This window comes from Rhodococcus sp. P4_B6, assembly GCF_056402215.1.
The window spans coordinates 1-9,055 of record NZ_JBFUHV010000257.1; the positions used below are offsets into that span (position 1 = coordinate 1).

Here is a 9,055-nt window from a genome sequence, read left to right on the forward strand (position 1 = left end):
ACGCGGGACGCTCGTTCGACCTGTACGAGGACAACCCGGCGACGCTGCGGCTCGCCACCTGGTACCAACTCGAACGGCCCGACGGTGAGCCGCTCCAGGTGGTTGGCAGCACACCACTTTTCTGCGCCCGCTCGATATCGGCGAGCTTCGACCGGTTGGACGCGACCACCACCTGGAGCGGCTCACCGTCGGGCCGTTCGAGTTGGTACCAGGTGGCGAGCCGCAGCGTCGCCGGGTTGTCCTCGTACAGGTCGAACGAGCGTCCCGCGTAGCCCGGGAGGTCGGTGGCGTCGAAGCGCACCTGCTCGGTGAACGCCACCACGTGGGCGGCGAAGACGGCGTCGAACAGTTGCCCCTTGTCGCCGAAGTAGGCGTAGATCATCGACTTGTTCGCCTTGGCGGCGAGGGCGATGCGATCGACCCGCGCCCCGGCGATACCGAATTCGGCGAATTCGGCCGCCGCCGCGTCGAGTAGTCGTTTCTTCGTTGCCTCTGCATCACGGACCATGCGTCCACACTATCAACTAACCAGTTGGTTGACAGCTACGCCGCGCAGGTGTTCCATGGATCCCGTAAGCATCCAACCAGTCAGTTGCAAGCAGAAATGGGATCTCTCATGGCCAAGACCTGGCTCATCACCGGTAGTTCACGCGGTTTCGGCCGGGAACTCGCGACCGCGGTCCTGCGCGGTGGCGACAACGTCGTCGCCACCGCCCGCAGACCCGAACAGCTGACCGACCTGATCGACACGTACGGCGACCGGGTTCGGACGGTCGCCCTGGACGTCACCGACGCCGCGGCCGCCCGCGACGCCGTCGCGACCGCGGTCGAGGAGTTCGGCGGCCTCGACGTCGTGGTGAACAACGCCGGCTACGCCAACAGCGTCCCGATCGAGGAAATGGCCGACGACGACTTCCGGCAGCAGGTTGACGCCAACTTCTTCGGCGTCGTCAACGTCACGCGGGCTGCGCTGCCCATCTTGCGCGAGCAGCGCAGCGGCTGCTTCGTGCAGTTCTCCTCCGTCGGAGGCCGCGTCGGCGGCACACCCGGGCTGAGCGCCTACCAGGCCGCGAAGTTCGCCGTCGAGGGCTTCTCCGAAGTGCTGGCGGCCGAGGTGAGACCGTTCGGGGTGAAGGTGCTCATCGTGGAACCCGGGGCGTTTCGCACCGACTGGCAGGGCTCGTCGATGCAACGCAGCTCCGTCGGGCCCGACTACGAGGCGACGGTCGGCGCGATGAACCGCTACCGGGAGGACTCCGACGGCACCCAGCCTGGGGATCCGGCACGGGCCGCGCGGATCATCATGGATGTGGTTGCCGCCGAGAACGCCCCACTGCGCCTGCTGCTCGGGGCAGGCGCCGTCGCGATGGCCGAGAAGTCGTCCCGCGAACGCGCCGCCGAGGCCCTCGCCTGGGCCGACGTCAGCCGCTCCGCGGACTTCCCTGCCGGCGACTGACCCGCCACCAACGGAAGACGGCCCGGGCGAAAACGCGTCGGCTGCCGCCGATCTCGCCGGTCAGCTGGTGGGGGCTTCCCCACCGAGGGTCTCGAGCACCACCTGCGCGACCGCCTTCATCGTCGACCGGCGGTCCATCGCGGCCCGCTGGATCCACTTGAACGCTTCGGGCTCGGTCAAGGACTGCTTGTCCATCAGCACACCCTTGGCCCGCTCGACGATCTTGCGGGTCTCCAGCCGCTCGGACAGATCGGAGATCTCCCGCTCGAGCGCAGTCACCTCCTTGAACCGGCTGGCTGCCAACTCGACCGCGGGCACCAGGTCGGCCGTGGAGAACGGCTTGACGAGATAGGCCATCGCCCCGGCGTCGCGCGCCCGCTCCACCAGCTCGCGCTGACTGAACGCTGTGAGAATGACCACGGGCGCAATACGTTTCGCCGCGATCTCGGAGGCCGCGTCGATGCCGTCGCGGCGGGGCATCTTCACGTCCATGATCACGAGGTCGGGTTTCAGCTCCACCGCCAGGTCGACGGCGGCCTGCCCGTCCCCCGCCTCACCAACCACGTCGTAGCCCTCTTCCCGCAGCATCTCGACCAGATCGAGCCTGATCAGCGCCTCGTCCTCGGCCACCACGACCCGTCGCGGCTGCGACGGCACACCTTGCTGCTGGGGAGCGTTCATGGCCACCATTCTCCTCTGCTCGGACGACCCCGGCGCGGGGAGCGAACGTTAGAAGGGTACCGGTGGTTGACTCCCGGCGGCGATCTTCTACAGTGGTACAGCGCAACACGCCCTCGTATCCCAATTGGCAGAGGAAACGGATTCAAAACCCGTCCAGTGTGAGTTCGAGTCTCACCGAGGGCACCGCCGGGATCATCCCGCGATCGCAGGTCAGATGCATTCTCTGACCTGCGATTCGCATGTCGCCCCCCGTTACGGCGTCCCTGTCACCACTGCCCGCCCGCGACCTGCCGGGTGGCGGCATTGATGCGGTTCCACAGGTTCACGCCGGCGATCGACAGCACCAGCGACGCGAGTTGCTCCTCGTCGTAGTGCCGGGCGGCCTCGTCCCACACCTCGTCGGGCACCGGGTCCGCGCGATCGCTCAACCGGGTCATCGACTCGGCCAGCGCGAGGGCCGCACGTTCGGCGTCGCTGAAGTACGGGGCCTCCCGCCACGCCGCCACCGCGAAGATCCGCTGATTGGTCTCGCCTTCCTTCTCCAGCTCACGCGCGTGCATGTCCACGCACACGCTGCAGCCGTTGATCTGGCTCGACCGCAGGTGCACGAGGGCGTGGGTCACCGGCGGCACGTTCGCCTTCGCCGTGGCCTTCCCCAGCGCCAGCAGAGACTTCATGGCGTCGGGAACGATCATCGCGGGGTTGGTCATCCGGGCTTTCATGATTGCCTGCCTCCAAAGGAATTCGGGTGGTGAGATGTCACACCGGCTTGTTTTCGTTGGTCACTGTTATGACGAACCGCGACGGGAGAATGTGACAGATGGACGCAGAAGAAGTTCTGGCGCACCGCTTCGAGGAGAACCGGACGCATCTGTCGGCGGTCGCGTACCGGATGCTCGGCTCGATCGGCGAAGCGGAGGACGCCGTGCAGGAGGGCTGGCTGCGACTCAGTCGCGCCGAGACGTCCGAGGTGCAGAACCTGCGTGGTTGGCTGACGACGGTCGTCGGGCGGGTCTGCCTCGACATGCTCCGATCCCGCAAGGCGCGGCGCGAGGATCCCCTGGAGGTCCATGTTCCGGATCCGATCGTGCGCGAGGTGGACGGGACCGATCCCGAGCACGAGGCGGTGCTGGGCGACTCCGTCGGTCTCGCGCTGCTGGTCGTTCTCGACACGCTGGCGCCCGCCGAGCGGCTCGCCTTCGTGCTGCACGACATGTTCGCCCTGTCCTTCGACGAGATCGCCCCGATCGCCGACCGCACGCCCGCCGCGACGCGGCAACTCGCAAGCCGGGCGCGCCGGCGAGTCCAGGGATCGGGGCACGCCCCGGAGACCGACCCGACCCGGCAGCGCGAGGTGGTCGAGGCATTCATGACCGCCTCGCGGGGCGGCAGGTTCGACGACCTCCTCGCCCTGCTCGACCCGGACATCGTCCTGCGGGCCGACCGCGGCGCCGACGGAGCCGACGTGGTGCGCGGATCCCGCGCAGTCGGCGAGCAGGCCCTCACGTTCTCGCGTTTCGCTCCTTTCGGCCGGCTCGCCCTGGTGAACGGCACACCCGGGGTGGTGACCGCGCCCGACGGGAAGACGTTCTCGGTCATGGCGTTCACCGTCTCCGGCGGGAAGATCGTCCGGATCGACATCCTGGCCGACCCGGTCCGTTTACAACGTCTGGGCATCTCCCCCGGCGACGTCTGACGACCCGCAGGTAGCGGCGGTTTTTTGTGCCCGATCCTGGGGATCTGCGGCGTCCTGCCAGTACCATGGTGGGACAGGTACGCCCTCGAGCACGGAGGTCACCCATGGAGCTCGGCACCGTCACTTTCACCTACGACGGGCGGGTAGCCCTTCGATTCCAGCAAGCGCTCTCGCACTCGCCGGAGAAGGTGTGGCGTGTTCTCACCGACCCGCAGTACCTGAAGGACTGGTTTCCCGCCGACGTCGACTTCGACCTCACCCCGGGGGCCGACCTCGTCTTCCGGGTGACACCGGAGMAGGTGCGCCGGTTCGGACTGCCCGCAGATCAGACCACCACCGGAACGGTCATCTCGGTGCATCCCGCGCACATCCTCGAATACCTGTGGGACGCCGAGACGCTGCACTGGGAACTCGTTCCCGACGGCAGCGGCGGCTGCTGGCTGACGCTCACCCACACCGTGGAGGAAGAGGAATCCGCCTACGCGCACGCCGCCGGCTGGCACGCGGGGCTCGAGGTCGTCGAAGCGCAATTGGACGGCCGCGAAGTCGACTGGTCGCTGTGGGATCGCGCCGACGAACTCGCCGAGTCCTACCGCAAGACGTCCTGACCAMCAGAATTCCCCGACCACGCGAAGTCACCGACAGTAGGGAGTGCGTATCCCGGGCAGCACCACCACACCGGCAGCAACCTACGTGAAGGAGGTCACCGGCGAGGCGACGCGGCGATGGGGTGTGCACGGCACCGACCTCGGTTGTCCGGTGCGCCTGTCCGACGGCCGGGTCGCGTTCTTCTTCGGCGACACGTTCAGCTCCCGCGGCCGGAGCGGCCGGGGGTGGYGCAGTCCCGTGATGTTGCGCTCCACCACAACCGATCTCCGCGGCGGCATCGAGTTCGACTCCGCGGGCGGGGGCCGGACGGCGAGGGAGATCCTGCCGAACGCGCACGACGTCCGCGAATCACCCGACCGGGAATCGGCGGGCAGCGAGTTCACCGTGGTTCCCGCGGACGCCGTCACGATCGGCGACCGGACCTACCTGTCCGTCGTCAGTGTGCACTCGTGGGCGTCGCAGGGGTGGCCGACGAACTTCACGTATCTCGCCTGGTCCGACGACGGCGGCGAGCGCTGGCACCGGACACGCGCCCGGTGGGACAACCGCGGCGGTTCGCTCGACCAACTGTGGACGATGGAACGGCACGAGGGCTACGTCTATGTCGTCTCGAGTGCGTTCGACCGCACCAATCCGGGTGGAATGATCCTGCGCCGAGTCCCCGAAGCGCGGATCCTCGAACCCGGAGCCTACGCAGACTGGGGCTGGGACCGTGGCACGGGGTGGGCGTGGGGACAGCCCGCGACCCCGATCTTGCCGGGTCCCGTCGGGGAGATGTGCCTGCGGCGGATCGACGGCACCTGGGTCCTCGCTTACTTCGACCCCACCGCCTACGCGATCGTCACCCGCACGGCGCAGCGCATCGACGGACGGTGGTCGGAGCCGACGGTGCAGGTTGCCGGCGGCGACTGGGGAGCCGCGGACGGCACGTGGGCGCAGATCTACGGCGGATACGTCCACCCGGCGTCCACGTTGGACGAACTGCATCTGCTTGTGTCGCAATGGAACACGACGACCGGGGACCCCTACCGGGTGCTGCAGTTCACCACCCGGCTGGACGCGCCCGTCACCCCACCAGTTCCGACTCCGTCCACCGCCCTTCCCCTTCGAGTTCCACACCACGGGAATGGAATTGGTTGAGCGTGCTGCGGTGCCCCACGCTCACCACGATGCTGTCGGGGAGTTCGGTCCTGAGCAGGGTGTAGAGCGTGTGCTCGAGGCCCTCGTCGATCGCCGACGTGGCCTCGTCGAGGAAGATCACCGCTGGACGGGCGATCAGCACCCGCGCGAACGCGAGACGCTGCTGCTCGCCCGGCGACAGGATCCGCGTCCAGTCGGCGGTCTCGTCGAGCCGATCACTCAGATTGCCGAGCGACACCCTCGACAGCGCACCACGCACGACGTCGTCGGACGCCGTCGGCTCCTTCGGGTAGGCCAGGGCGGTGCGTAGCGACCCGAGCGGCAGGTACGGGCGCTGGGACAGGAAGATGGCCTCCCCCGACGGCCGCGACACCGTGCCGTCGGCGTATGGCCACAGATCCGCGAGGGTACGGAGCAACGTAGTCTTGCCCGAACCGGACGGCCCCTTGACCAGCAGCGACTGCCCGGGGGTCACGGTGAGCGCGAGGCCCTCGATGAGGGTCTCCCCCGTCGGGATGCGCACGTCCAGCTTTTCGACCTGCAGATCGTCGCCCGACTTGCCGGTCTTCAGGACCGGAAGTTCGGCGGCGTGCAGGTTGTCGTTGGCGAGGCCGTTGAGTCGGATGAGGGTCGCGCGGAAACTGGCGAAGTCGGCGTACGACTCGCGGAAGAAGGACAGCGAGTCGTGGACCTGACCGAAGGCCTGCGACGTCTGCATCACGTCACCGAGAGACACCTGGCCGGTGAACAGTCGCGGACCCTGCACCAGGAATGGGAAGATGACGGCCGTCTGGTTGACGGTGAGGTTCCAGCCGCTGAACTTCAACGTCCGGAAGACGATCTGCCACATGTTCCGGATGACGTCCGCGAACCGTCCGGCGAGGGTGCGCCGCTCGACGTTCTCGCCGCGGTAGAACGCGATGCTCTCGCCGTACTCCCGCACCCGGATCAGCGCGTAGCGGAAGTTGGCGCCGAGTTTCTCGTTGAGGAAGTTCAGCTTGATGAGGGGCTTGCCGATCCAGAACGCCACCGCCGTGGTCACCAGCACGTAGATGTAGACGAGGAAGATCATCGCCCGCGAGATCTCGACGCCGAACACGGTCATCGGGCCGGACAGGTCCCACAGGATCCCCGTGAACGACACGATCGACAGCACCGCGGTCACCGCGCCCATCGACAGCGAGCGGGACGTGGTCACGAAGTTGGTGATGTCGGCCTGGATGCGCTGATCCGGGTTGTCGATCGCGTCGCCGAGGAACCGGTCGCGGTAGTAGGCGCGGCTGTCGAGCCAGTCGTCGACGAGATGGTGGTTGAGCCATGTCCGCCAGTCGATGTCGAGGGTCTGCCCGATCACGTACTCGACGAGGGCACGGACCACGTGGACCGTCGCCAGGATGGCGAACACCCGGAGAAAGTGCCAGAACGCCGGCTCGTCCAGGTTCTGGATCGAATCGTAGAAGTCGTTGTACCAGTAGGAGAACAGCACCGTCATGCGCACCGCGAAGACCGTCGACAGCAGCAGCACCGCCAGGATGGTCAACGGCTTGAGGCTGCGCCGCGGATCGAAGTAGGGCGCGGCGAAGCGCCAGAACTGCCTACCCCATTTGGTGAACCGCGCGAGCAGTATCACCACGACGACGAACGCGACGACAGTCATGACGTATGCCTTGAGCAGCCACATCGAGCTGTCCCATACGACGTTGTTCCAGTCCACGACCCATATCCCCGATCACGAGGTGAAACTCACCAGAAAAGATGGCGAAGTCTAACCCCGGAGGTCGGTGATGGGCGAGAGATCCGCGCAGGACACGCGTCGACCCGGAAGACACAGACCGCCCGATGTCCCATTTGCGCGGTTTCGGCCGCGCGGGTGGACATCGGGCGAAGTGAACGGTCCCCAGGCGACAGGGGGTTCTACGAGTCCTTCTCGGGTTCAGGCTCTTTCAGATTGCCGTCGTCGTCGACGTAGTCGTCGAAGGCGGTTCCCGACACCGTGCCGCCGGAGCCGGGCAGGACGACCGTCTCGCGGGCCCCCGGCTCGTAGCGGGCGTCGATCTCCTCCACCTTCTTCCTGGCTTCGGCGAGCGCCTCGTCGTCGGGCACGGGAACTTCGCTCTCGGCCGGCCGGCCGGCCTTCTTCTCGGGTTCGTCTGCGCTCATGGTGCACGTCCGTTCCGTTTCGGTGATTCCAGACCGACCATACGCCGCGGCCACCGGTTGAACTGCCGTTCAAAGCCGTTCGGTGGCAACGGAATGGCACTGCTCTTATTGGCGCGGCGGGAAGTGCCGGATGAGCCCCTCCTGGACCACCGTCGCCAGCAACTCCCCGTCGAGGGAGAAGAAGCGCCCCGTCGCGAGACCGCGGGAACCTGCCGCGACCGGCGACTCGGTGGCGTACAACGTCCAGTCGTCGAAGCGGAACGGCCGGTGGAACCAGATGGAATGGTTCACGGTGGCCGCGACGATCCGGTCCAGCCCCCACGACAGGCCGTGGGTGGTGATGATGGAGTCCAGGACCGTGGTGTCCGACGAGTAGCCCATGACGGCCACGTGAATGAGTGGGTCGTCCGGAAGGTCGCCGTCCGATTTCATCCAGACCCGGTTGTGGGTGAGTTTCTCCCCCGTGCCCTTCATGATCCACGACGGGTCGTTCGCGTACCGCATGTCGATCGGCTTGAGCGCGTCGACGAACATCTTCAACCGGTCTTCGTAACCCTGGAAGTGGTCGCCGAGCGGCGGCAGCGTGTCCGGGAACGGGACGTCGGGCACCTCGACCGCGTGCTCGAGACCCTTGCCCCAGTCCTGGAACGCCGCCAGCATGACGAACAGTTCCTGACCGTCCTGCAGGGCGGTGACCTGGCGATTCGCGAAGGCCCGCCCGTCGCGGTGCCGCTCGACGCGGTACTCGATGGGTTCCTTGACGTTTCCGCCGCGGATGAAGTGGGCGTTGACCGCGTGCACGGCGCGCTCGCCGCTGACGGTGCGGCCGGCGGCGACCAGTGCCTGGGAGATCAACTGGCCGCCGAATGTCCGGCTACCCACCTGCGCGGGATGCCGACCTCGGTACGTGTCCTCCCCGGTCCTCTCGAGATCGAGAAGTTCGAGCAGGGTCTGGAGATCGGTCTTCGCCGCGACTTCGCTCACCTAGTGGTCCTCTTCGCCGATTCTGTGGACGTGGATCAGGTTGGTCGAGCCTACGGTGCCGGGCGGCGACCCCGCCACGATGACCACCAGCTCACCCTTCTGATACCGGCCCAACCCCAGCAACGCGTTGTCGACCTGCCGCACCATCGCATCCGTACTGTCCACCGGATCGACGATGAACGTCTCCGTCCCCCACGTCAGCGACAACTGGCTGCGCACCTCCGGCAACGGGGTGAACGCCAGCAACGGCAACGGCGTGTGCAACCGCGCCAACCGCCGCACCGTGTCCCCGGACTGCGTGAACGCCACCAGCGCCTTCGCATCCAGCC

The 9,055-nt window shown here is 67.2% G+C and carries 10 protein-coding genes, 1 tRNA gene and 1 pseudogene; 5 read left to right on the forward strand and 7 right to left on the reverse strand.

Annotated elements, in window-relative coordinates:
* Nucleotides 1–151: 151 nt before the first annotated feature.
* A pseudogene (locus AC1DWT_RS47225) lies at nt 152–508 on the reverse strand (TetR/AcrR family transcriptional regulator); the annotation flags it as partial.
* Nucleotides 509–616: 108 nt separating this feature from the next.
* Here AC1DWT_RS47225 and AC1DWT_RS47230 point away from each other — a divergent pair.
* Nucleotides 617–1,456 carry an oxidoreductase gene (locus AC1DWT_RS47230; RefSeq protein WP_206012637.1) on the forward strand — a complete coding sequence of 280 codons (840 nt, stop codon included), beginning with the start codon at nt 617–619 and terminating at the stop codon, nt 1,454–1,456.
* Nucleotides 1,457–1,516: 60 nt separating this feature from the next.
* Here the strand turns inward: AC1DWT_RS47230 and AC1DWT_RS47235 are convergent, their stop codons facing one another.
* Entirely contained in the window at nt 1,517–2,146 is a 630-nt protein-coding gene (locus AC1DWT_RS47235; protein WP_083395834.1) for an ANTAR domain-containing response regulator, read from the reverse strand.
* A gap of 100 nt (nt 2,147–2,246) precedes the next feature.
* Here AC1DWT_RS47235 and AC1DWT_RS47240 point away from each other — a divergent pair.
* Nucleotides 2,247–2,320 (forward strand) — tRNA-Leu (locus AC1DWT_RS47240).
* An 83-nt stretch (nt 2,321–2,403) separates the two neighbouring features.
* Here AC1DWT_RS47240 and AC1DWT_RS47245 read toward each other — a convergent pair.
* Complete coding sequence (locus AC1DWT_RS47245) at nt 2,404–2,859, reverse strand: carboxymuconolactone decarboxylase family protein (protein WP_206012638.1); 456 nt, start codon at nt 2,857–2,859, stop codon at nt 2,404–2,406.
* 98 nt (nt 2,860–2,957) lie between these two features.
* Between AC1DWT_RS47245 and AC1DWT_RS47250 the strand changes: the two genes are divergently transcribed.
* The 3 genes from AC1DWT_RS47250 to AC1DWT_RS47260 all read left to right on the forward strand — a co-directional run bounded on the left by AC1DWT_RS47250 (nt 2,958) and on the right by AC1DWT_RS47260 (nt 5,582).
* A complete protein-coding gene (locus AC1DWT_RS47250) occupies nt 2,958–3,833 on the forward strand; it encodes a sigma-70 family RNA polymerase sigma factor (protein ID WP_095865277.1) in 876 nt (291 codons plus the stop codon).
* 104 nt (nt 3,834–3,937) lie between these two features.
* Entirely contained in the window at nt 3,938–4,441 is a 504-nt protein-coding gene (locus tag AC1DWT_RS47255) for an SRPBCC family protein (protein WP_477925905.1), read from the forward strand.
* A 43-nt stretch (nt 4,442–4,484) separates the two neighbouring features.
* Complete coding sequence (locus AC1DWT_RS47260; RefSeq protein WP_477925906.1) at nt 4,485–5,582, forward strand: DUF4185 domain-containing protein; 1,098 nt, start codon at nt 4,485–4,487, stop codon at nt 5,580–5,582.
* Here AC1DWT_RS47260 and AC1DWT_RS47265 read toward each other — a convergent pair.
* The 4 genes from AC1DWT_RS47265 to AC1DWT_RS47280 all read right to left on the reverse strand — a co-directional run.
* Complete coding sequence (locus AC1DWT_RS47265) at nt 5,509–7,296, reverse strand: ABC transporter ATP-binding protein/permease (protein WP_206012640.1); 1,788 nt, start codon at nt 7,294–7,296, stop codon at nt 5,509–5,511. The genes AC1DWT_RS47260 and AC1DWT_RS47265 overlap by 74 nt on opposite strands.
* A gap of 200 nt (nt 7,297–7,496) precedes the next feature.
* Nucleotides 7,497–7,742, reverse strand: coding sequence for a hypothetical protein (locus tag AC1DWT_RS47270; RefSeq protein WP_072951555.1), 246 nt, complete (start codon nt 7,740–7,742; stop codon nt 7,497–7,499).
* Nucleotides 7,743–7,847: 105 nt separating this feature from the next.
* The gene (locus tag AC1DWT_RS47275; protein WP_072951558.1) at nt 7,848–8,726 is read right to left on the reverse strand and encodes an acyl-CoA thioesterase; all 879 of its coding nucleotides are present in this window, start codon (nt 8,724–8,726) and stop codon (nt 7,848–7,850) included.
* Nucleotides 8,727–9,055 (reverse strand): pyruvate kinase alpha/beta domain-containing protein (locus AC1DWT_RS47280; RefSeq protein ID WP_477925907.1); only part of this gene is annotated, 329 nt, incomplete at its 5' end.